The 23,144-nt window shown below is 61.6% G+C and carries 20 protein-coding genes; 5 read left to right on the forward strand and 15 right to left on the reverse strand.

The window, feature by feature from the left end:
• Window positions 1–37: 37 nt before the first annotated feature.
• From VRB54_RS13605 to VRB54_RS13660, 12 genes are all read right to left on the reverse strand, one after another.
• Window positions 38–442: a TraR/DksA family transcriptional regulator gene (locus tag VRB54_RS13605; RefSeq protein ID WP_003191666.1), complete on the reverse strand. Its 405-nt coding sequence runs from the start codon at window positions 440–442 to the stop codon at window positions 38–40.
• A 330-nt stretch (window positions 443–772) separates the two neighbouring features.
• Window positions 773–1,795 (reverse strand): ABC transporter permease, encoded by a 1,023-nt coding sequence (locus VRB54_RS13610; RefSeq protein ID WP_024076018.1) that lies wholly within the window; start codon window positions 1,793–1,795, stop codon window positions 773–775.
• 25 nt (window positions 1,796–1,820) lie between these two features.
• Complete coding sequence (locus tag VRB54_RS13615; protein WP_338477620.1) at window positions 1,821–3,374, reverse strand: sugar ABC transporter ATP-binding protein; 1,554 nt, start codon at window positions 3,372–3,374, stop codon at window positions 1,821–1,823.
• Between the two features lie 63 nt (window positions 3,375–3,437).
• The gene (locus VRB54_RS13620; RefSeq protein ID WP_338477621.1) at window positions 3,438–4,373 is read right to left on the reverse strand and encodes a sugar ABC transporter substrate-binding protein; all 936 of its coding nucleotides are present in this window, start codon (window positions 4,371–4,373) and stop codon (window positions 3,438–3,440) included.
• Window positions 4,374–4,422: 49 nt separating this feature from the next.
• Entirely contained in the window at window positions 4,423–4,599 is a 177-nt protein-coding gene (locus tag VRB54_RS13625; RefSeq protein ID WP_209982683.1) for a hypothetical protein, read from the reverse strand.
• Window positions 4,600–4,727: 128 nt separating this feature from the next.
• The gene (locus tag VRB54_RS13630; RefSeq protein WP_338477623.1) at window positions 4,728–5,756 is read right to left on the reverse strand and encodes a Gfo/Idh/MocA family protein; all 1,029 of its coding nucleotides are present in this window, start codon (window positions 5,754–5,756) and stop codon (window positions 4,728–4,730) included.
• A 92-nt stretch (window positions 5,757–5,848) separates the two neighbouring features.
• Window positions 5,849–6,859, reverse strand: a complete 1,011-nt coding sequence (locus tag VRB54_RS13635; RefSeq protein ID WP_338477625.1) for a Gfo/Idh/MocA family oxidoreductase — start codon at window positions 6,857–6,859, stop codon at window positions 5,849–5,851.
• A 19-nt stretch (window positions 6,860–6,878) separates the two neighbouring features.
• A complete protein-coding gene (iolD, locus tag VRB54_RS13640; RefSeq protein WP_338477627.1) occupies window positions 6,879–8,810 on the reverse strand; it encodes a 3D-(3,5/4)-trihydroxycyclohexane-1,2-dione acylhydrolase (decyclizing) in 1,932 nt (643 codons plus the stop codon).
• 40 nt (window positions 8,811–8,850) lie between these two features.
• Window positions 8,851–9,672 (reverse strand): TIM barrel protein, encoded by an 822-nt coding sequence (locus VRB54_RS13645; protein WP_338477628.1) that lies wholly within the window; start codon window positions 9,670–9,672, stop codon window positions 8,851–8,853.
• A 26-nt stretch (window positions 9,673–9,698) separates the two neighbouring features.
• Window positions 9,699–10,487 carry a 5-deoxy-glucuronate isomerase gene (gene iolB / locus VRB54_RS13650; protein WP_338477629.1) on the reverse strand — a complete coding sequence of 263 codons (789 nt, stop codon included), beginning with the start codon at window positions 10,485–10,487 and terminating at the stop codon, window positions 9,699–9,701.
• Window positions 10,484–11,377: a myo-inosose-2 dehydratase gene (iolE, locus tag VRB54_RS13655; protein WP_338477630.1), complete on the reverse strand. Its 894-nt coding sequence runs from the start codon at window positions 11,375–11,377 to the stop codon at window positions 10,484–10,486. Before iolE ends, iolB begins: the two co-directional genes overlap by 4 nt.
• Window positions 11,378–11,521: 144 nt before the next feature.
• Entirely contained in the window at window positions 11,522–13,459 is a 1,938-nt protein-coding gene (locus tag VRB54_RS13660) for a bifunctional 5-dehydro-2-deoxygluconokinase/5-dehydro-2-deoxyphosphogluconate aldolase (protein WP_338477631.1), read from the reverse strand.
• Window positions 13,460–13,742: 283 nt separating this feature from the next.
• On the opposite strand from VRB54_RS13660, the gene VRB54_RS13665 reads away from it, so the two are divergent.
• Window positions 13,743–14,639 (forward strand): MurR/RpiR family transcriptional regulator, encoded by an 897-nt coding sequence (locus VRB54_RS13665; protein WP_338477632.1) that lies wholly within the window; start codon window positions 13,743–13,745, stop codon window positions 14,637–14,639.
• Window positions 14,640–14,862: 223 nt separating this feature from the next.
• Here VRB54_RS13665 and VRB54_RS13670 read toward each other — a convergent pair whose 3' ends face one another.
• A complete protein-coding gene (locus tag VRB54_RS13670; RefSeq protein ID WP_209982699.1) occupies window positions 14,863–15,768 on the reverse strand; it encodes a hypothetical protein in 906 nt (301 codons plus the stop codon).
• Window positions 15,769–16,101: 333 nt separating this feature from the next.
• On the opposite strand from VRB54_RS13670, the gene VRB54_RS13675 reads away from it, so the two are divergent.
• Both VRB54_RS13675 and VRB54_RS13680 read left to right on the forward strand, forming a co-directional pair.
• Window positions 16,102–16,785, forward strand: a complete 684-nt coding sequence (locus tag VRB54_RS13675) for a response regulator transcription factor (protein ID WP_034096990.1) — start codon at window positions 16,102–16,104, stop codon at window positions 16,783–16,785.
• Window positions 16,763–18,154 (forward strand): HAMP domain-containing sensor histidine kinase, encoded by a 1,392-nt coding sequence (locus tag VRB54_RS13680; protein ID WP_338477633.1) that lies wholly within the window; start codon window positions 16,763–16,765, stop codon window positions 18,152–18,154. The genes VRB54_RS13675 and VRB54_RS13680 overlap by 23 nt, the downstream gene beginning before the upstream one ends.
• Window positions 18,155–18,290: 136 nt before the next feature.
• Here the strand turns inward: VRB54_RS13680 and VRB54_RS13685 are convergent, their stop codons facing one another.
• Window positions 18,291–18,707 (reverse strand): SRPBCC family protein, encoded by a 417-nt coding sequence (locus VRB54_RS13685; protein WP_338477634.1) that lies wholly within the window; start codon window positions 18,705–18,707, stop codon window positions 18,291–18,293.
• A 144-nt stretch (window positions 18,708–18,851) separates the two neighbouring features.
• On the opposite strand from VRB54_RS13685, the gene VRB54_RS13690 reads away from it, so the two are divergent.
• Window positions 18,852–21,023, forward strand: a complete 2,172-nt coding sequence (locus tag VRB54_RS13690) for a TonB-dependent siderophore receptor (RefSeq protein WP_338477635.1) — start codon at window positions 18,852–18,854, stop codon at window positions 21,021–21,023.
• A 155-nt stretch (window positions 21,024–21,178) separates the two neighbouring features.
• Here VRB54_RS13690 and sohB read toward each other — a convergent pair whose 3' ends face one another.
• Window positions 21,179–22,204: a protease SohB gene (gene sohB / locus VRB54_RS13695; RefSeq protein WP_338477637.1), complete on the reverse strand. Its 1,026-nt coding sequence runs from the start codon at window positions 22,202–22,204 to the stop codon at window positions 21,179–21,181.
• 195 nt (window positions 22,205–22,399) lie between these two features.
• Here sohB and VRB54_RS13700 point away from each other — a divergent pair, with 195 nt between their 5' ends.
• The gene (locus VRB54_RS13700) at window positions 22,400–23,110 is read left to right on the forward strand and encodes a histidine phosphatase family protein (protein ID WP_338477638.1); all 711 of its coding nucleotides are present in this window, start codon (window positions 22,400–22,402) and stop codon (window positions 23,108–23,110) included.
• The last annotated feature ends 34 nt before the right edge of the window (window positions 23,111–23,144 follow it).

Genomic DNA, 23,144 nt, shown 5'->3' on the forward strand with positions numbered 1-23,144 from the left:
TGGGGGGCCGCAGGCACGGCGCCCCAGCTTCACGGCATCAGGCCTGGCGCTGATGCTTGTCGATCTGCTCGTGGCGCTCTTGGGCCTCGATGCAGTATTTGGTGGTAGGGCTGATCAGCAGGCGCTTGAGGCCGATAGGCTCGCCGCTGTCGTCACACCAGCCAAAGGAATCTTCCTTGATACGCTCCAGGGCGCGTTCCAACTGCGGCAGCATGCGCTGGTCACGGTCGATGGCATTGACCAGCCAGGTGCGCTCTTCTTCAACGGAGGCGGCGTCGGCCGGGTCGGCCGGGGTGTCCAGGCTTTCAATGGCGATACGGTTCTGCTCAATGCGCTCGTGGTGTTCGACTTTCATGTCCTGCAGCAACTTCTCGAAAAAAGCGTGCTGTTCGGCATTCATGTAGTCATCCGCCGGCATGGCCAGCAACTTTTCCTTTGTCATTGATTTCTCTATAAAAAAATACGTGCATTAAGGCGAATAAGGGAGCGTTCCGGTCGACCTCTGCAGGTCTCGGAAGGGCGCCATCCATTCCAAGCGCCACCCGGCACTCAATTTAAGAGGGGCGGCAGTCTAAGGCCGACTTGAGGGCGCAGCAACTGAAATGACAGGCATTTTTTCCCGATTAACCCCCAAAGGCACCAGGACGGGCTTGGCGAATGGTTATCGGAGTGCGTTTATAGCAGGAAAGTTCGTAAAGCGGCTATAAGCCGCATGCTGCAAGCGACAAGCTGCAAGGCGTTCCACTTCAGCTTGCCGCTTGCAACTTGCCGTTCAGCGCTTGAGCTTGCGTTTGTTGCGGTATTGGTCAATCACCACCGCCACCACAATGATCAGCCCCTTGATGATGTCCTGGATATACGCATCCACCCCCACGAAGGTGAACCCGCTGGCCATCACCCCGAGGATCAGCGCGCCAATTACCGTGCCGGTGATGCGCCCTACCCCGCCCGCAAGGCTGGTGCCGCCGATCACCGCAGCAGCAATCGCGTCCAGCTCATAGGACATGCCCATGCCGGCCTGGCCGGTGGCAGCACGTGCCGAGGCGACTACACCGGCCAGGCCCGCGAGCAGGCCGGCGATGCTGTAGACGATGATCAGGTGGCGCTTGACGTTGATGCCCGACGTGCGCGCGGCCTGCATGTTGCCGCCGATGGCGTAGGTGTACTTGCCGTACTTGGTGTAACGCAGGGCGATGTGGAAGATCACCGCCACCACCAGAAAGATGATCACCGGCATGGCGCCATGGCCGATGGCGGTGTAGGAATCCGACAGCATGCTCACCGGCTGCCCTTCGGTGTAGTAGCGCGCCAGGCCACGGGCCGAAACCATCATGCCCAGCGTCGCAATAAATGGTGGAATGCCGGTCACCGCAATGATGCTGCCGTTGATCGCGCCGGCCAGCAGCCCCACACCGAGCCCCATTGCCACCGGGATCCACACCGGCAGGTCGGTGAGCGATGGAAACACCGCGCGGGAAAAGTCCGAGGTCTGCGCCAGGCTGGCGGCAATCATTGCCGACAGCGCCAGCACCGAGCCCGACGACAGGTCGATGCCGGTGGTGATGATCACCTGGGTCACCCCGATAGCCAGCAAACCGATGATCGACACCTGCAATATCATCAGCACCAGGCGCTGGGAGTTCATCAAAAAGCTCTGGTCCCGCACGATCCAGCCGAACAGCTCAAACACCAGGCCGATGCCGATCAACACCAGGAATATGCTCAGTTCGGTGGGCAAGCGCCGACGATGCTTGACCGGGGCCGTAGCCGGCTTGTTGTCCGTTATTGCGTTCATAGCCAATCACCTTCTTATTCTGTAATCAGTGGACTGCGGTCATACCCGACGCCAGTTGCATGACTTTTTCCTGGGTCGCCTCGCTGCGATCCAGCGTGCCCATCAGGTCGCCTTCGTGCATCACCATCACCCGGTCGCTCATGCCAAGCACCTCGGGCAGCTCCGACGAAATCATGATCACCGCCATGCCTTCGCTGGCCAGGAACGAGATCAAGCGATAGATCTCGGCCTTGGCGCCCACGTCGATACCACGGGTCGGTTCATCCAGGATCAGCAAGCGTGGATGGGTCATCAGCCAGCGCGCCAGCAAAGCCTTCTGCTGATTACCGCCGGACAGGGTGTCGATGCACTGCTCCAGCGACGGGGTTTTGACCCGCAGCTTCTTGCACATGTCTTCGCACAGCGCGCGCAAGGCTTTCTGCTGGATAAAACCATTCTCCGAATAGTGTGGCAGCACGGCCATTTCCATGTTTTCCAGCACCGACAGGCACGGGAACAGACCGCTGAGCTTGCGATCCTCGGTCAACAGCGCAAAGCCCTTCTCGATGGCCATGTGCGGGTCGCTGATGCGCACCGGCGTGCCGTCCAGGGTGATCTGTCCGCTGGTGCTGGGGGTGATGCCGAAAATGGCTTCGGCCACATTGGTACGGCCCGAGCCCATGAGCCCGGCAATGCCGAGGATCTCGCCGGCGTGCAGGTCAAACGATACGTCCTTGAACACGCCGTCCAGCGTCAGGTCGCGCACCGACAGCAGCACGTCGCCAATCGGCGTCTCCCGCACCGGGAACAACTGGCTAAGCTCACGGCCCACCATCATCGAGATCAGGCTGTCGCTGTTCATGCTGTCGGCGCGCTGCAAACCGATGTAGCGGCCGTCACGAAAAACCGCCACTTCATCGGCGATGGCGAACACTTCGTTCATCTTGTGGGTGATGTAGACAATGCCTTTGCCCTGGGACTTGAGGTCGGCAATGATCGAAAACAGGTGGGCGACTTCCTTCTCGGTAATCGCCGAGGTCGGTTCATCCATGATCAGGATGTCGGAGTCGTAGGACACTGCCTTGGCAATCTCGACCATCTGCCGCTCGGCGATGCTCAGGTTGCCGACCTGCTCCTCGGGGTCCAGGTTGATGCGCAGGCGCGCCAGTAACTCGGCGGTGCAGCGATGCATTTCGCGGTGGTTGACCATGTGCAGGCTGTTGAGCTGCTCACGGCCGATCCAGATATTCTCGGCGATGCTCATGTGCGGCATCAAGTTGAGTTCCTGATGGATCATCGCGATGCCCGCCTTCTGCGCGGCCAGCGGCGTTTCAAACACGATCGGCTGGCCCCGCAGACGGATTTCGCCGGCGTCGGGCTGGTAGATGCCGGCGATGATTTTCATCAAGGTCGACTTGCCGGCGCCGTTCTCGCCCATCAGCGCCAGCACCGAGCCCGGGCGTACGCGCAATTGCACATCGTCCAGGGCCACGACGCCGGGAAAGCCTTTGCTGATGTTGACGATTTCCAGCAGGTAGGGTTCGTCCAGCGCCAGTGGCTGGATACCAGGGGGCTGCGAGGCAGTCGCTTGAGCGAGCATGAGGAGTACTCCATCTGCAGGGCGGCCGTGACCGCCCTGCCGCTTATTGTTGTTATGTCACTGCTATTTGAAGTCGTTGACGTTGTCGGGCGTGATCAGCTTGAACGGGATAATCACGTTCTGCTCGACGGGCTCCTGCTTCGCCATCTTGCGCGCTGCTTCCACCGAGCCCACTGCCTGTCCCTTGGCGTCCTGGAACGCCGAGGCGGCCATATCGCCCTTGGTGATCGCGTTCAGCCCGTCCGGGGTTCCGTCGACGCCGGCGATCAATACTGTGCCGGGTTTGGTGCCTGCCGATTTCAACGCCATGGACGCGCCGATGGCCATCTCATCGTTGTTGGCCAGCACCGCGTTGAACTCGCGGCCCTGGGTCAGCCAGTCATTGACCAGGGTCATGCCCTTGTCACGCAGCCAGATGCCGGTCTGTTCCTGCTCGATCTTGATGTCGGGGTACTTGGTCAGCACCTCTTTCACGCCCTTGGTGCGGTTGGTCGTGGAGTTGTTCGCAAGATCCCCCAGCAGGATCACGATCTTGCCCTTGCCACCGAGTTTCTCGGCGATGTATTGCATTTGCAGCTTGCCGGCCTCGACGTCATCGGAGGTCACGGCCACCACGCCCTTGGGCAGGTCTTTCTGGTCCGGGCGGCGGTTGACGAACACCAGCGGGATGCCCGCTTTGGTGGCTGCGCTGATGATGTTTTTGGTCGATGCGGTGTCCACCGGGTTGACGATGATCGCGTCGACCTTCTGGCTGATGAAATTCTCGACCTGGCTCAGTTGCTTCACCACGTCGGCGCGGGCGTCTTCGAATTGCAGCTGCACACCGTCGCCCTTGGGATAGGACTTGGCCTGCTTGTCCATGTCTTCGCGCAGGTAGGTGAGGAAGGTGTCATCGAAGGCGGACATGCTCACGCCCACCTTGATATCGGCGGCAGCGGCCATACCGCTGGCCAGCCACAGGGACAAGGCCAGCGCGGTAAAACGGATCGGGGTCTTCATGAACGGTCTGTCTCCACATTTATTGTTGGTTTTCTGGACGTTGCGTTAATCAGGACTCGGCGGGCAGTCGAACCACCGGCGCGCCGGGAATGCAGCACACCAGCGCGCCGTGGTTTTCGACGCACAGCACATTGAGGAAGGAGAAGTAGAAAGGCCGGGCGCGGGGCAGGCCGCGTGGCGTGTGAGAAAGGCGTAAAACTCGCAGTACAGCGTTGAAGATTTTCATCTGACGGTACCTGGTTGTTTTTGATCTTGTTTTTGTTGAGTCGCCCGAATCAGGTCCGGAACGTACTTTATGCAACCTGCAAAAGACTTTATTGGAAAATAATTTCTATATCAACCTGTTTTAGAATTTTATTCCATTTTCGTTGACACCACTTGCTGACGCTCCGCGCTCAGGCGTGCGGCGTCCAATATACGGGTGGTTTCCAGCGCGTCATAGGCGTTTACCGGCAAGGGCCCCTGCCCTTCCACAGCACGCTGCAGCTGGCTGTAGAAGTGCGTCCAGCAGCCTTTTTCGGTGGGCACCCGTTCGCGCTGCTCGCCTTGTTCAAACCAGCCCCAGCGGCGATGCTCCTCTGCCCCCCAATGCTCGCATTCGGTTTTCGGCGACTTGCCGGCCATCAGTGCCGCTTCCTGGCCGTCCAGGCCTTCCACGGTGTAACACCCGAGGGTTCCGCTCACGCGCAAACGCGAGGCCGGGCTGTTTTGCAGACCATTGCCCCGCAGGTGCGAAATGACGCCGTTGGCATGGGTCAGCGACACGAAGAAACCATGGTCAACGCTGGGGTGTTCGGCGGTGTAATGCAATTGCGCAAATACCCGGTCCACCGGACCGAACAGTTGCAGCGCCTGGTCCACCAGATGGCTGCCGAGGTCACGTAGCCAGCCGCCGCCACTGGCATTGCCGACCCCTTGCGGGCTGTAGCGCTCCACACAGGATTCAAAGCGCGTAATGGTGCCCAGTGCGCCGGCGTCAATCAGCTTGCGCACGGTCAGGTAATCGGAGTCCCAACGGCGGTTCTGGTAGACGCTCAGCAAGACGTCATGCCGCTCGGCGGCCGTGATCAGTGCCTGGGCCTGTTCGGCATTGCTGGCGAAGGGTTTGTCACTGACCACCGCCACGCCGTGTTCGATGGCTTCCAGCACGAGGGCCGGGCGGCCTTTGAGCGTGGTGGAGATAACCAGCGCATCAACGCCGGCTTCGACGATCTGGCCGATGGAGTCGAATGCCTGGATACCCGGATGATCGGTTGCCAGTTGCTCGCGACGCTCGGGTGACCGTGTGACCACGCCCACAAACGTCGCGCCCGGCAATGTTGCAATCAGCGGCGCATGAAAAAAGCGCCCTCCGTGGCCGTAGCCGACAAGTCCGATTCGCATGACGCGTGCTCCTTTGTTGAGATGCAAGGCCAATCCAGAGGTGGGAGCAAGCGAGCTTCCTCCCACCTGTTGGATCGCGCATCTGCAGAGGTTCAGTTATAGAAACCCGGACGCTGCGGCAGGCTGACTCTCACAATCTGCTCGCTGTTTTGCGCCTCGATGCACGCGTCCGCTGCCACGGCTGCTGCAAAGCCGTCCCACGCTGACGGCCCGCCGACCTGGTCGGCGCGCACGCTGTCGATAAACGCCTGCAATTCGACGTCATAGGCGCCGACAAAACGGTCTTTCCAGTCCATCAAAATGGCGTTGGACAGCTTCGCCTCACTGCGCAATTGCACCTGGGACGGTTCCGGCAATTTGGCGATACCGGTCTCCCCCACCACTTCGCACTGGATGTCGTAGCCGTACTGGCAGTTCACAAACACCTCCACGTCAATGCGCGTGCCTTTGGCGGTTTCCAGCAGGACGATCTGTGGGTCGCGCAGATGGGCCAGGGCCTTGCTGCTCTTGCGCGGGAACACCACTTGCACCGAGACGTAATCGTCGTCGAGCAGCCAACGCAGCACATCCAGCTCGTGGATCAGCGTGTCGGTAATTGCCATGTCGGTCTTGTAGTTGTCGCCCACCGTCGGGTTGCGGTGCGCGCAGTGCAGCATCAAGGGCTCGCCGATCTGGCCGCTGTCGATCACCGCCTTGAGGGCTCGATAGCCAGGGTCGTAGGGGCGCATGAAGCCCACTTGCACCAGACGCTTGCCGTGGGCCACTTCGGCATCGACGATTGCCCGGCAACCTTCGGCCGTCACGGCCAGGGGTTTTTCGCAGAACACCGGTTTGCCGGCAGCGATGGCGGCGAGCACAAACTCCTGGTGGCTCGGCCCCCAGGACGTCACCAGAATTGCCTCGACCTGCGGCGAATGGATCAGCGCATGGCCGTCGGGGTATACCTCGGCATCCAGCTGCAACTCGGCAACTACCCGGGCGGCCTGCTCAAGGTTGATGTCCGTCACCGCCACGACCTGGCTGTTGAGCAACGTCTGGCTGCACCGACGAATATGGTCTCGACCAATGGCGCCCGTGCCGATCACTCCAAGCTTCAAAGACATGCAAACACTCCTCTTGTTGTTAGTACTGCCTGGCCTTGGCCAGCTGTTCATTGAGTTTTGCGGCGGCTGCACGGGTGCGCTCGCTGGTGGACACCTGCGCCACCCCCACCCGCCACCACGACAGGTAGCCGTGGACCATGGTCTTGGGCAGCACCTTGATATCGATCAGGGTCGAGACGCTTTGCGTGCGCGCATCAGCCAGGGCCGCTTGCAGCTGTTCCACGTTACTGACCTTGTAGGTCTTGCAGCCATAGGCCGCCGCGCTCATGGCGAAATCCACCGGCACCAGGCCGCCGTCGAGCTTGCCGCTCTCGGGGTTGCGGTAGCGAAATTCGGTGCCGAAGCTGTCCATGCCGTTGCCGATCTGCAGGTTGTTGATGCAACCGAAGGCCATGTTGTCCAGCAGCACCACGTTGATCTTGCGCCGCTCCTGGATCGAGGTGGCCAGTTCCGAATGCAGCATCATGTAGGAGCCGTCGCCAACCAGCGCATACACCTCCTTCTGCGGTTCGGCGAGCTTCACGCCGAGGGCCGCATTAATCTCGTAGCCCATGCACGAATAGCCGTATTCGACGTGGTAGGTGTTGACGCCCTTGCTGCGCCAGGCCCGCTGCAAATCACCCGGCAGGCTGCCGGCGGCGGCGACGATAATGGCGTCGTCGGCCAGGCTTTCATTAAGCACGCCGAGGACGCGGCTCTGGGTGAGGCAGGAGCCGGTGAGTTCGATAAATTCGCGCAGTACCGCGCGGTCCAGCGGGTCGTCGACCTCGGGCACGAAATCATCGCCGTGGTACTGCACGTTGTGCACGCGATCCAGCTCGGCCTCCAGTTGCGCCTTCGCGTCGCTCACCTGTTCGCCCCAGCCCGCGCGGTAGTCGCCGAGCGCATCGGCCAGTGCTTCGAGGGCCACCCTGGCGTCCGCCAGCACCTGCACACCGTCCAGCTTCAACGCGTCGCACGGGCTGATATTGAGGTTCAGAAACCTCACCTCGGGGTGTTTGAACAGGGATTTGGACGACGTGGTGAAGTCGGTATAACGGGTGCCGACGCCGATGATCAGGTCCGCCTCCGGCGCCAGCAGGTTGGCCGCCAGGCAGCCGGTTTCGCCGATGCCGCCCACATTGAGCGCATGGCTGGACAGCACGGCGCTCTTGCCCGCCTGGGTCTCGGCGAAGGGAATGTCAAAACGCTCGGCAAAGGCTTGCAGCGCCGCATTCGCGCCGGCGTACTTCACCCCGCCGCCACAGATGATCAACGGCTTGCGCTTGCCCCGGAACACGGCCAATGCATCGCCGATCATCGCGGCAGTGGGCGCACGACGCTCGATGCGGTGCACCCGCTTTTGCAGGAAATAATCCGGATAATCCCAGGCTTCAGCCTGCACGTCCTGCGGCAATGCCAGAGTCACGGCGCCGGTTTCAGCGGGGTCGGTCAGCACGCGCATGGCGTGGATCGCGGCGCTCATCAACTGCTCGGGACGGTTGATGCGGTCCCAGTATTTGCTCACCGAGCGGAACGCATCGTTGGTGCTGATGCTCAGGTCGTGGAACTGCTCGATCTGCTGCAACACCGGGTCGGGCTGGCGGCTGGCGTAGACATCGCCGGGCAACAGCAGCAATGGAATACGGTTGGCGGTGGCGGTCGCCGCAGCGGTGAGCATATTCGCCGCACCCGGGCCGACGGACGCCGTGCACGCATAGATTTTGCGGCGCAGGTGCTGCTTGGCGAATCCGATGGCAGCGTGGGCCATGCCCTGCTCGTTGCGGCCTTGATGCACCACCAGGTCGCCGCTGTCCTGCTCCAGCGCCTGGCCCAGGCCCAGCACATTGCCGTGGCCGAAAATAGTGAATACCCCGGCGACGAATTTGCTCTGCACGCCATCGACTTCGATGTACTGGTTATCCAGAAATTTCACCAGGGCCTGGGCCATGGTCAATCGGGTTGTGGTCATCACTTGCACCTTGTGTCAATTCAGATCCATTGGGTCTCGGTTATGCCCGGGACTTTTGCAACAGGGTCATGCTTGCCCCCAACGCCTGCTGAATATCCGCCATCGAATGCACGCTTTCGGCAAACGGTTCGAACGACAGATAGCCCCTGTAGCCGCTGCCGAGCAAGCTGTCGATCTGCGCCGCATTGCCGAGGATATCGCCCTCGCCCACCAGCACGCGGTGGCCGTCGCGGATCGAATTGAGCGGCGCATCGGCATCTTCCACGCCGGAGATATGCACCAGCCCGGTGAGTGGTGCGAAGAACTCCTGCTCGCCGGTCAGGTGATGGTGGAAGGTGTCATGCACCAGGCGCAATACATCCAGGCCACCGGTCGCCTGGATGGCGTCCACCGCCACACGCTTGCGGCGCATGGCGCATTCTTCAAAGCCCAGTGGCTCGATAAAACCGAGAATCCCGTACTCACGCAGGATCGGCGCCAGTTCGCTCAGGGCAGTGCGCAGTCCGGCGGCGCGCTGGGCTTCGTTGCGCGTGTCGCCCGGTTCATTGAACGGGCACATCACCAAGCCCTGAGCGCCGCATTCACGGGCGTAGTTGGCGAGGTTGATTGCCTGGGCACGGCGCTCGTCATTCCACACGTCAAAGGGGTACAGCGCGTTGATCGACAGCACGGTGATACCCTGCGCGGCGCACAATTCACGCACGCGGCTGGCCGGCGCACCGAATTCAATTTGCCGGTCGGCGAGGTCATTGCGGATTTCGATGGCATCGCATTCAAGCGCGACCGCCAGCTGGATGAACTCCGGCAGAGACAGGTGCGGCGCAACCATGCGGTTAAGCGCGAAACGTAAGGGCGATTTCATTGTTGTTGTTCCCCGTCCAAAACAGCTTAAAGGTCCAGCAGCCAGCTGTGCTGCGGGTCATTGTGGAAATGCCAGGCGCGCTTGGGCCCGGCCATCACGTTCAGGTAATAGGACTCGTAGCCGTACGGCACGCTGACCGGGTGATACCCCTTGGGCACCACCACCAGGTCACTGTTTTCCACGGCCATGGCCTGATCGATGCTGCGATCGTCGGTGTAGACACGCTGGAACACGTAGCCCTGGGGCGGGTTGATCTGGTGGTAGTAGGTCTCTTCCAGAAAGCTCTGGTGCGGCAGGTCGTCGGTGTCATGTTTGTGCGGCGGGTAGCTCGACGAGTGCCCGGACGGCGTGCGCACTTCCACCACCAGCAGCGAGTGGGCCGGCTCGCTGTCGGGCAGGATGTCGCACACATAACGGGTGTTGGCGCCCTTGCCGCGCACGCTGCGTTTGCAGTCTTCGGGGCGGATCAGGCGCGGCTCGAAACCTGCGGCGCCGGGGGCGGCGCACACGGCGATTTGTACATCGCTCAAGGCGGTCACCTGGGCATCGGTGCCCGGCGGCAGGTAGGCGGCAAACGGCGATTTGTCCTCGAATACCGAGTGGCGATCACCGAGGTTCTGCCAGTCGAAACCTTCGCCTTGAATAGTCACCCGGCCACTGAGCAGCACCAGGCACAGCTCTTTGTCGCCGGCGCTGACCGGCAGGGTTTCGCCCAGGCTCAGGCGATAAGCACTGAAGCCCACGTACTCCAGGCGCCCGCCTTCCAGGGCGACCATGGTTTGTCCGCGTTTGCTGCTTTTGACCAACAGGCTCATGGTTGGGTCCTCTCATCGAGCAGCGCACGCAAGGTGTCATAGCCTTTTTTCGCATAGACATAGCTGGGCGCCACGGCAGGGTCCTGCTCGGCTTCCACCACCAGCCAGCCTTCGTATCGGGCCGCCAGCAATACATCGAGCAATTCGGCAAAATTGATGTCGCCATCGCCGGGCACGGTGAAGGTGCCGTTGACGATGCAGTCGGGGAAGCTCCACATCTGGTTGCGCGCCAGTTGCACCACCGGTTTGCGCACGTCCTTGAAATGCACGTGGCAAACGCGGTCGATGTGTTTGCGCAGCACTTCAAGCGGTTCGCCGCCGCCCATGTAGCAATGGCCCGAATCGAACAGCAGGCCGACCTCGGGGCCGGTGCGTTGCATCAACTGGTCGATGTCCTGCGGGGACTCGACGTAGGCGCCCATATGATGGTGGTAGGCCAGGCGCACGCCCTGGGACAGGGTAAAGCGCGCCAGCTCCGTGAGCTTGTCGGCGTAATCCTGCCAGGCCTGTTCGCTGTGAAAACGCGGGCGTTCGATCAGGCGAATGCGTGAACCCTGGATGGAATCGGCAACTTCGCCATACACCAGCACCTTGGCACCGTTGTGTTTGAGTAATTGAACGTGGCCGGCAATCGCCTCAATTTCTTCGGCCACCGAGCGGCGCGCCAGACGGCTGGAGTACCAGCCGGAGACCAGCGCCAGCTCATAGGGGCGCAAAACATCGGCGACGCCCTTGGAGTCTTTGGGGAACTTGCCGTTGAGTTCAAACCCTTCGTAGCCGATGGCCTGGCCTTCGCTCAGCGCGGTGCTCAGCGGTGTTTCACCGCCCAGGGCCGGCAGGTCGTCGTTGCTCCAGGAGATCGGGTTGATGCCAATTCGGATTGCGGGCATGGCTGCACCTTTATTGTTTTCTTCTTTATGTGGGAGCTGGCGTGCCTGCGATGGCATCCACTCGGTGTACCTGATGAACCTTGTTGCCGGCATCGCAGGCAAGCCAGCTCCCACATTGATTGCATTGCACATCTGCAGGTGGGGTTAGCCTCGCGCACTGCGCCAGGCGTTGATCAACTGCTCAAAGGTCTGCTGCACTCGTTGAATCAGCATGTCGTCATCGATCTCCCCCGCCATCCACGCGCGGCTTGGCTCCTGGAAGATCGTGCGGCCCACCGCAAAACCCCGGCAGGTGGTGCTGTGGCTGGCTTGTTGAAAGCCCTCAGCCAGGCACTCAGCGGACGCATTCAGGCCCAGCAATACCACGCCACGGCAATACGGGTCGCGCTCAAGGATCAGCTCATCAAGCTTTGTCCACGCCTCGGTCGACTGCGCCTCGATCTTCCACCACGCCGGGTAGATACCCAGGTTGTACAACCGCTTGAGGCTGCGGTAGAGCACATCCGGGTGCGGCGACGGGTGATCCTTGGGCGGGATGACTTCCAGCAGCAGTTCATGGCCGCTGACCAGCGATGCGTCGTACACCGCCCTGAGTTGCGCTTCCTGTTCCAGGCGCAGCAGAGGCTCGTCATCCGGGTGAAACTGCACCAGGCACTTGATGATCTGTTCCTGGGGCCAGGCGATCAGATTGCTGCCAATCGAGCGGCCGTGTTCAAACGCCAGCGGCCGCGAGTTCTGCACTTCCACCGGGCGCGCGATCCACCAGCCGCGACCGCTGGCAGCGTTGAGCGCGTCCTGGCCGAAACGCTGGTCGGCCAGCAGGCCCACATCGGCCTCGACGCCCTGCTCGCGCAGCTTATGCTCCACGCGTTCGATGGCCTGGATAAACAGCTGCTTGATGTCGCTGATGCGGGTCAGGTCCTGGCCGCCTTTTTGCGCAAGCTCCACCAATTGCCAGCGATGGTCGAAGGCAAATACAAACAACTGCTTCCAGGTTTTGCGCGGCACCGTGACCCGGTGCAGGCGTTGCAGGGTTTCGTCCTGATCCGGCCGGGTGATGGGCACCGGGCTGCTGAACAGGTAATCGAGTTCGGCGCGCGTTGGCATCGCCGGAGCACAGGCGTGACGCGACACCACCAGGCCACCACAGGCGTTGGCCAGCTGGCTGCAACGCTCGTCACTGGCGTCATTGATCCAGCCACTTAAAAAGCCCGACATGAACGCATCACCGGCCCCCAGCACATTGAGCACTTCCACGCGCACGCCGGGGTAAATCGCGCCGTCTTCCAGGCGTGCCGGGATCGCGCCGTGGATCACCGTGCAACCTTGCGGGCCCAGTTTGACCACCAGCGTCGCCGGGGTGAGTTCGCGCACCGTGCGCAGCGCGGTAAGCAGGTTTTCACTGCCGCCGGCGATGAGGAATTCTTCTTCGGTGCCGACGATCAGGTCGAAACGCGGGAGGATGGTCTGCACGTGCTGGCTGACGTTCTGGTCGGCCACAAAGCGCGTCTCGCCGTCGGCCTTGCCCGCCAGGCCCCACAGCACCGGGCGGTAGTCGATATCCAGCACGCACTTGACGTTGTGCCGGGCCGCGTAATCCAGCGCCTGGATGCTGGCCTTGTACACGCTGTCGGTGGAGAAATGCGTGCCGGTGATCAGCAGCGCCTTGCTGGAAGCGATAAAGGCCTCGTCGATGTCCTCGGCGCGCAGGGCCATGTCGGCGCAGTTTTCGCGGTAGAACACCAGGGGGAAGGTTTCGCGGTCCTTGAGCCCGAGCAGCACCAGCGCGGTGAGGCGTTCCGGGTCGACCTTGATACCGCTCACATCGCAGCCTTCGCGGCTCAGGGACTCCACCAGAAAACGGCCCATATGGTCGTCACCGACGCGGCTGAGCATCGCCGACTTGAGCCCCAGGCGTGCGGTGCCGAACGCGATATTGGCGGAAGACCCGCCGAGGTACTTGGCGAAACTGGTGACGTCCTCAAGCCGCGCCCCCACTTGCTGCGCATAGAGGTCGACGCCCAAGCGCCCGAGGCAAATCAGATCCAATTGACGCCCACTGGCAAAACGAGTCTGGCCCATGCTGGCTCCTGTTATTTTTATCAGCCTGCGTTGTGCCGCCGTGGCGACGGCAAACGCTCTTGGTGGGAGCAGACTAGAACGTCCGGCGACACCGATCAATATTTATTCCATAATTATTTTTATTGGAATATTTTTTCCAATACGCCAGCATAGCTTCACGCCAGCCGCAGTGCATCGTTTCAGCAGCCCCGCGGGCCGTGATGCCGAGGTATTTTTTTGCGCCTACCCTGTAGACTGGCGCCACCGCCCAGCGCACCAGACTGACACGCCAGAAGGATTGCCCATGTCCGAGACCCCTTCACAAGACGCTCTCGCCAGCCCCCCGCTCAATGCCGAACGTTTGTTGCAGCTGATCACCGATGAATACGAGAGCCTGCCTCGCCAGCTCAAGCGCATCGCCAGCTACATGAGCCAGCAGAGCGACCGGATCATGGTCGACCGCATCAGCGACATCGCCCGCGAATGTGAAGTGCACCCTTCGGCCATCGTGCGTTTTTCCCAGCGCTTCGGCTTCAGCGGGTTCAGTGAGATGCAGACGCTGTTTCGCGAGGCATATACGCACAAGACCACGCCCGTGCAGAACTACCAGCAGCGCATTCGCAGCATGATCGCCAACAAGTCGCAGAAGGCCAGCGGCGGCGACCTGGCGCGTGAGTGCGTGAATGCCACGTTATCGGGCATCGAGCGGCTGGGGCTGGAGCTGGATGACGTGGCGTTCGACAAGGCCGTGGACCTGGTGGTCAACGCCGACAACATCTATGTGGTGGGCGTGCGCCGTTCGTTTGCGGTGGCCGACTACCTGGTCTACAACCTGCAGCACACCAACAAGCGCATCCACCTGGTCTCGGGCCTGGGCGGCAGCTACCGCGAGCAGATGCGCAGCGTGCGCGCCAATGACCTGGTGATCGCCATCAGCTTCACGCCCTACGGCAAAGAGACCCAGCACTGCCTGCGCATCGCCCAGCACCATCAGGCCAGGACGCTGATCATTACCGACAGCAACCTCTCGCCCCTGGTCAAGCGCGCGAATGCGGTGCTGCTGGTTAACGAGGGATCATCGTTTGCGTTTCGCTCGTTGAGCGCCACGCTGTGCCTGTGCCAGGCATTGTTCATTGCCGTGGCTTACCGCCTGGAATTGAAAGTGGACGAGATTCACGAGCAAGTGGGTTTCGACGACTGACCTGACACCCTGCAAAACAAAATGTGGGAGGGTGCTTGCTCCCGATAGCGATGTGTCAGTGCTGAACAGGCCAGCTGACGTACCGCTATCGGGAGCAAGCCCCCTCCCACATCGGGATGGAGCCTGGCTCGGATCAGTGCATGAAGATCGCGATCAGAATGATCAACGGGATTGGCACGCCGAGGAACCACAGAAGTAATGAGCGCATGATGTTCTTCCTTATTTAACGAACGTAGTTTTCGGTTTCGACATACACCACCGCATCGCGACGGCGACCGCCGAAGGTGGCAGCGAAGCTGGCGAAGAACGCACCGATCAACAGCGACACGAAAGTCCACAGCGAAGCGTATGCGGCCACTTTCGCGGCAGTGTCGGCAGCTTGCTTGGCTTTGAGCTTGGCGTCTTCGATGGCTTTGCGGGCGTCGCCATACACCTTGTCGATACGCGCTTCGGCATCGGCCTGGCTGAGGTTGGTGCGCTGGCTGATCAGTTGCGCCAGGTAGGTACGGTCTTCCGGTGCCAACTGGCCGTCGTTGCTCAGGGTACGGGCGAAGATGCGACCGACCACGGCATGGGCTGCATCATCGCTGACCGCTGCAGGGCGATCATCACGGAACAGGCTGTCGACGTAGTAGCCGAAGTCGCCGCTGTGGGCGCCCTTGGCCATGCTGCCGGCGGCCTGGGTCATGCCGCTTGCCGCACCCGACGCCACGCTGGCACCGGCTTTGACGCCACCGCCGACGACGCTGCTCACCGAGCCGACAACCAATACGGCTGTGATCAGGGTTGCCACGGCCCAGGCCAGAAAGCCGTGGGCGGTGTCGCGAAAGTACACCTCATCGCCATGCATGTTGGCCCACTTCACGCGCAAGCGACCGGCGATGTAACCGCCCAGGCCCGATGCGACGATCTGGGTGAAAGCCAGCCAGATAATGGTGGAAATGCCAAGGCCCTTGGCACTCATGCCGCTGTCGGCCCACGGCGATACCGCCGAGAAACCCAGGCCGAAGCCCAGCAGTACGAGGATCAGGGACAGTGCAGCCGCCGCAGCGGCGCCAGCAAAAATCGCCCCCCAGGAAACCCCGGAGCGCGCGCTCGATTCTTGAAGCGTGGTGGATGATGTGATCATTGTTGTTGTGCTCCCGGCAGGAAAAAAGTGTTACAAGTCTCAAAAGGGACAGTGCAGGCCGCGTGCCAGCCCCCTCTAAAAATAAAATCTATACATTTCAACAACTTAACTAAATTGAACTTACACAATCCATGCAAGTTGCAATAAACCCGGGTTTCGAGCGGGCGTAATGCAATCCCCCCAGCCACCCACAACGGCCTGTGAGAGGGGGCTTGTTCTCACAGATGATTTTCCTGTCAGTTTTATGGAGATGACGTTTTATTTAGGAAACGTTCAGTTACTTATTGGCAAAATATGCGTACTTCTAGTGTGAATCGCTCACCAGGTACTCCTATGACCCGTATTTTGACCATCGAGGATGACGCCGTAACGGCCCGCGAGATCGTCGCCGAGCTGAGTAGCCATGGACTGGAGGTGGACTGGGTGGACAATGGCCGCGAAGGCCTGGTCCGCGCCGTGAGTGGTGATTACGATCTGATCACCCTCGACCGAATGCTGCCGGAACTGGATGGCCTGGCCATCGTCACCACCCTGCGCACCATCGGCGTCTCCACGCCGATCCTGATGATCAGTGCCCTCTCCGACGTCGACGAGCGTGTGCGCGGCCTGCGCGCCGGCGGTGACGATTACCTGACCAAACCCTTCGCCTCCGATGAAATGGCCGCCCGCGTCGAAGTGCTGCTGCGCCGCAAAAGCACGGTCAAGGAGTTCGAAACCGCATTGCGCGTGGCGGACCTGGAACTGAATCTGATCAGCCGCGAAGCCAGTCGCGCCGATCAGCCGCTGACCCTGCTGCCCACCGAATACAAATTGCTCGAATTCCTGATGCGCAACACTGGGCAGATCCTCTCGCGAATGATGATCTTCGAGGAAGTCTGGGGCTATCACTTCGACCCCGGCACCAACCTGATCGACGTGCACATCGGGCGCCTGCGCAAAAAGATCGACCCCCCGGGCCTCACGCCGCTGATCCGCACGGTACGGGGCTCGGGTTATGTCATTGCTGAACCCCTCTAAAGGCTGGCGCTCCTCCAGCAGCCGCCTGCTGGCGCTGTACAGTTCGCTGTTCGTGGCCTGGAGCTGCATCCTCATGGGGGTGCTGTATTACGAGGTCTCGGGTTACCTGAGCGACTTGTCGCGCCATTCGCTGCTGCAGCGCCAGCATCTGTTCCAGCGCTTCGACGGCGAAGAGCTGGTGGAAGCGCTGACCACCAGCATGACCTTCGACATGAAGGGCGTGGACGCCTATGGCCTGTTCGACGAGGCCTTCCGCCCGTTGAGCGGACCGATCCGCGCGGTGCCACCGGACCTGCCCCTGGACGGCAAGATCCACACGCTGGTCAATTGCGTCGAATCCGACGACCCCAAGTTGCCCAAGGACAGCTGCGACGCCGTCGCCACCCACACCGACGACGGCCGCTGGCTGGTGCTGGTGCGCGCCAACGGTTCGCTGTTCGGCGTAACGCGGATCATCTGGCACGCCCTGTTGTGGGCGCTGTCGCTGACCATCATCCCCGGGATCGCCGGCTGGCATCTGCTGCGCCGCCGCCCGCTGCGGCGCATTCGCGGGATTCAGGCAAGCGCCGAGGCCATCGTCGCCGGCGACCTCACCCACCGCCTGCCGCTGTCCGACCGGCGTGATGAGCTGGACATGCTCGCGGCCATCGTCAACGCCATGCTCGACCGCATCGAAAAGCTGATGAATGAGGTCAAGGGCGTGTGCGACAACATCGCCCACGACCTGCGCACCCCGCTGACGCGCCTGCGCGCGCAGTTGTACCGCATCAAGCAGCAAGCCGAGGAAGACTCGGTGCACGCGGTGAAACTCGACGATGCAATTGCCGAAACCGATACGCTGATGGCGCGCTTTCGTGGGCTGTTGCGCATCTCGGAGCTGGAAGATCACCAGCGCCGCTCGGGCTTTCTGGTGATGGACCCGCTGCCGCTGCTGCGCGAGCTGCATGACTTCTACCTGCCCCTGGCCGAAGAAGGCGAATTGCAACTGGTATTGGACGTGCCGGCGTCTTTGCCGCCGATCAGCGGTGACCGCGCACTGCTGTTCGAAGCCCTGTCCAACTTGTTGAGCAACTCGATCAAGTTCACCCCGCCGGGCGGCGAAGTGATTTTGCGCGCGGTCAATAACGCCGGCAGCACCCGCATTGAAGTGCATGACTCCGGGCCTGGCATTCCGCTGGCCGAGCGCGATGCGGTGTTCCAGCGCTTTTACCGGGTGGACGAAGGCGACCAGCAAGGCGGGTTCGGGTTGGGCTTGTCGATTGTGGCGGCGATCATCAACCTGCATGGCTTCAAGCTGGACGTGGGCAGCAGCCAGCGCGGCGGCGCAAGGCTGGCGCTCGAGTGTCGGCAACAACTGATGCCCAAATAACCCGGACACTGCAAAAAACTGTGGGAGGGGGCTTGCTCCCGATGGCGGTGGTTCAGTCAGCATGGCTGTAGCTGATACACCGCTATCGGGAGCAAGCCCCCTCCCACATTGGATTTGCGTTAGCCGTTAAGACCGATCAGGCCGGGTAGTTGGCGCGCAGCGCCGCAAGCCCATCGCTGTACACGCCAGTGAACAACGCCTCGGCAGCCGCCTCGGTGGTGCCCGCTGCCGGTGTGAACACGCCGGACCAGGTCACCTTTGCCGACGTTTCGGTCAGCGCCTCAACCTGCACCGTCGCCAGGTAAGCACTCACCGGAAACGGCGATTGCTCGATGGTGTAGCTGTAGGTGCGCGCCACGTTGTCAAAGGTTTGCAGGCGCTCCACGATCACGGCGCCATCGGTGGTTTGCAGGTGACGCACGCGTCCGCCCTCACCCGGCTCGCTGCTGGCGATGAACGCCAGCCAGTCCGGCAGGCTGTTGAAACCGCCCATCAATTGCCAGACCTGGTCGGCACAAGCGGGGATTTCAATGACACAAGATGCTGTTGCCATGGCAGGTACTCCAGAAGGTCAATAAGAACTCGGCTCGCCGGCAGTGTACGCCACACTTGCATGCAGCTCTCCCAATGACTTGTAAAACCTCGCCGTAATGCCTAGCTTATGCGCCCCCTCGCCCAACGCTTTAAGGCCCCGCCCATGGTTTTGCGTTTTCGCCCTTTTCGCCCTCTGGCCACTTCACCTTTTGCTCTCGGTCTGTTGCTCAGCAGCGGCATGGGCAGCAGCCAGGCGGCTGAAATCGAACTGCCGGCGCTACAGGTCCAGGGCCAGGAGGCATCCGGCTACCGCACCGAGAACGCGTCGGTCGGCGGCTTCAACGAAGCGCCGTTGCTCGACACGCCGGCCTCGATCACGGTCATCAACGCCACGCTGATCAAGGACCAGCAGGCGCGCCTGCTCAGTGAAGTACTGCGCAACGACGCCTCGGTGGGCGACAGCTATGCGCCGATCGGCTACTACGAAAACTTCGTGGTGCGCGGCTTCTCGCTGAATGCGGCGAGCAGCTACAAAATCAACGGGCGCACCATCACTGGCGAGCAGAACGTCGCGCTGGAGAACAAGCAGCAGGTGGAAGTGCTCAAGGGCCTGGCCGGGCTGCAAAGCGGTATTTCCGAACCCGCCGGCGTCATCAACTACGTGACCAAGCGCCCGGAAGAGGTGCGTTCGGTCACCGTCTCCACCGATGATCGCGGCAGCGGCTATGTGGCCACGGATGTGGGCGGCTGGTTCGGCAGCGAGCAACAGTTCGGCCTGCGTGCCAACGTGGCCCATGAAGACCTCAACACCTATGTGGAACACGCCAATGGCCGGCGCGATTTCGTGTCCCTGGCCTTTGACTGGAACCTCAGCCCCGACGCGGTGCTGCAACTGGACGCGGAATACCAGAACAGGCAACAGCGCTCGGTGCCGGGCTATCAATTGCTGGGCGGCACTGAAGTGCCCCACGGCGCGTCACCAAAAAAACTGCTGGGGCACCAGAGCGGTTCCAGGCAGGTGGGCATCGACTCGCTGAACCTCAACGGCAAGTTCGAGTACCGCTTCAGCGACCAATGGAAAGGCAGCCTCAGTGCAGCCCGCAGCCAGGTGGTGATCGACGACTACAGCGCGTTTGCCTGGGGCTGCTACGGTTCGGCCAGTTGCAGCGGGTCGAGCACGCCCAACTACTTCAGCCCCGAAGGCAATTACGACGTCTACGACTTCCGCAGCCCGGATGACACGCGCCGTAACGATGAAGTGCAGGCAACCATGACCGGGCTTTTCGACACCGCCGGCATCGGTCATGAGCTGACCTTCGGCAGCAGCGCCTTTCGCCGGGTGGTCGACAAACGCATACCAGTCAACGAGCTGATCGGCACCGCCACTATCGACGAGGACGTGCCGACCTTCACCCCTGCCGACAAGCCGCTCAACGACAGCCATCGCGCCCTCGACAGTCGCCAGTACGGCGTGTTCGTCACCGACCGCATGCGCCTGAGCGAGCAATGGCAAACCGTCCTCGGCGGCCGCGAAGTGCGCCTGGATGAGCGGGCGTTCGACAGCGACGGCAACCCGGCACGGCATACCCAACAGTCTGTGTTCCTGCCCCAGGCGGCATTGATCTACAAACCGGTGGAGGCTGTTTCGCTGTACACCAGCTACAGCAAGGGCCTGTCCCTGGGCGGCACCGCGCCGTGGTTTGCGAGCAACGCCAATACCACCCTGGCACCGACCACATCACGGCAGATCGACGCCGGGGTGAAATACGACTGGCGCCGCATCAGCTTCGCCGCCGCCGTGTTCCAGACGCGCCAGGCCTATCAATATGCCAGGCCCGACGGCGCCGGTAACTTCACTTACGTACAACAGGGCGAGCAGAAGAACACTGGCCTGGAGCTCTCGGCCAATGGCTGGGCCACCGAACGCCTGCAGATCGCAACCAGCGTGGCGGCGATTCGTGCGCGGGTGAGCGGCAGCGGCACGCCGGGTTATGAAGATCATCAGGCAATCAACGTGCCCACGCTGCGCGCCAGTGTGTATGGAGATTACGCGTTGCCGTGGGTGAACGGTCTGGCGGTGCTGGGCGGCGTGCAATACAGCGCCAAAAAGTACGCCAATCGCACCGGCAATGCAGAGGTGGGGGATTACGCGGTGGTCAATGTCGGCAGCCGCTACACGACCCGGCTCGATGGCTATGAAACAGTGTTTCGCCTGAGCGTCGACAACCTGTTCGACAAGCGATACTGGCGCGACGCGGGCGAGTACATGGGCGATGACTACCTGTTCCAGGGCGCACCCTTGACGGCCCGCTTGAGTGCTTCGGTCAACTTCTGATCCGCGGTATGAATGAAAATCCAACCGTAGAAGGAAGTCTGTTTTTAAAGCCTGAATTTTCAGACGGCCACATCACTGTGACGAGCAGGCTTGTTGTGGCAAGCCCGCTCGCCACAGCGGGCCTCGCGAAAGCACTAAGCCCCCCACATTGCGCCTTACCAGAACCGCTGCTGGGTCAGGCGGCTCCACCACGTCAGCAGCACCCGGTCCACTGAACCGCTGGCCGCCAGGCCCACACGTTCCTGCAGGCTCTTGCGCTCGGCGTAATGCAAGTGGAACACCTCGGCCGTCGCGGCCTTGGTGGCCAGGTATTCGTCGCTGGTCTGCAGCGCGTCCACCAGTTGCTTGTCCAGCGCCGCCACGCCCAGCCACACTTCTCCGGTGGCAACGTCATCGATTGACAACTGCGGGCGGTAACGCGAGACGAAGTTCTTGAACAGTTGGTGGGTGATATCCAGGTCTTCCTGGAACTTCTCCCGGCCTTTCTCGGTGTTTTCGCCGAACACCGTGAGGGTGCGCTTGTATTCACCGGCAGTCAGCACTTCAAAGTCGATGTCGTGCTTTTTAAGCAGGCGGTTGACGTTGGGCAACTGCGCGACCACACCGATGGAGCCGAGGATGGCAAACGGCGCGCTGATGATCTTCTCGCCAATGCACGCCATCATGTAGCCGCCGCTGGCCGCGATCTTGTCGATGCACACGGTCAACGGCACGCCCGCCTGGCGAATGCGCGCCAGTTGCGACGAGGCCAGGCCGTAGCTGTGCACCATGCCGCCGCCGCTTTCCAGACGCAGTACCACTTCGTCCTCGGGCGTGGCCAGGCTCAGCAACGCGGTGATTTCATGGCGCAGGCTCTCGGTGGCCGAGGCCTTGATATCGCCATCGAAATCCAGCACGAATACCCGGGGCCGGGCCTCTGGCTTCTTTTTGCTGTTCTTCTTTTCGGTTTTGCTTTCGGACTTGCGCAGGGCCTTGAGCTGGTCCTTGTCGAGCAGGGACGACTCCAGACGCTCACGCAACCCCTTGTAGAAATCATTGAGCTTGCTGACCTGCAACTGACCGGCGGACTTGCGACGTCCTTTACTGCGCAGCGCCGCGAAGCTGATCAGGACGACCAGGATCGCGACCACCAGGGTGACAGTCTTTGCGAGAAAGCTCGCGTATTCAGCCAGAAAATCCATGGTTCTCCTTACAAGTGCAGTGCGCCAGGCGCGGATGGCCCCAGCATACCGGCGGCACTGCCTGCAAACCAGTGCCCAAACCGCCAGCAGCCGCCCTCCAACTACCTTTTAAAACAAGCGTATGTTTTTCCATTGACAGCTTCCGGGCATCCCCATAACCTCGTCGGACGTTTCAACGTACCCAGGAAAACGGACGTGGGCAGCATCTATCTGATTCGGCATGGCCAGGCCTCTTTCGGGGCAGACGACTATGACGTCCTGTCGCCCATCGGTGTGGAACAGGCGCAGGTGCTCGGTCGTCATCTCGCCGACCTGGGGATTGCCTTCGACCGCTGCATCGCCGGCGACCTGCGCCGCCAACAGCACACTGCCACCGCCACCTTCGAATCCTTCAGCGCCCTCGGCTTGCCGGTCCCGCCCGTGGAAACCGACAGCGCATTCAATGAATTCGACGCCGAAGCCGTGATCCGCGCGCTGCTCCCCGAGCTGTTGAGCGAAGAACCCGAAGCCCTCGACATCCTGCGCAACGCCGCGCAAAACCGCCGCGAGTTCCAGCGCATCTTTGCGCTGATCATCGACCGCTGGCTGGCCGGCACGTACGACCCGCCAGGGCTGGAAAGCTGGCTGGGGTTCGTCGAACGCGTGCAGGGCGGTCTGCAGCGTCTGCTGGACAAGGCCGACGACGCCGACAAAATCGCCGTGTTCACCTCCGGCGGCACCATCACCGCCCTGCTCCACCTGATCACCCGAATGCCTGCCGCGCAGGCCTTCGAGCTGAACTGGCAAATTGTTAACACCTCGCTCAACCAGCTGAAATTCCGCGGTCGCGAGGTGGCCCTGGCTTCCTTCAACAGTCATGCGCACTTGCAACTGTTGAAGGCGCCGCAGCTCATCACGTTCCGATGAATTGCGGCCCACCGTGACCCCAAGGTCACTGGAC

Origin of the sequence: Pseudomonas trivialis, assembly GCF_036864995.1 — a bacterium.
GTDB classification, from domain to species: Bacteria; Pseudomonadota; Gammaproteobacteria; order Pseudomonadales; family Pseudomonadaceae; genus Aquipseudomonas; species Aquipseudomonas trivialis.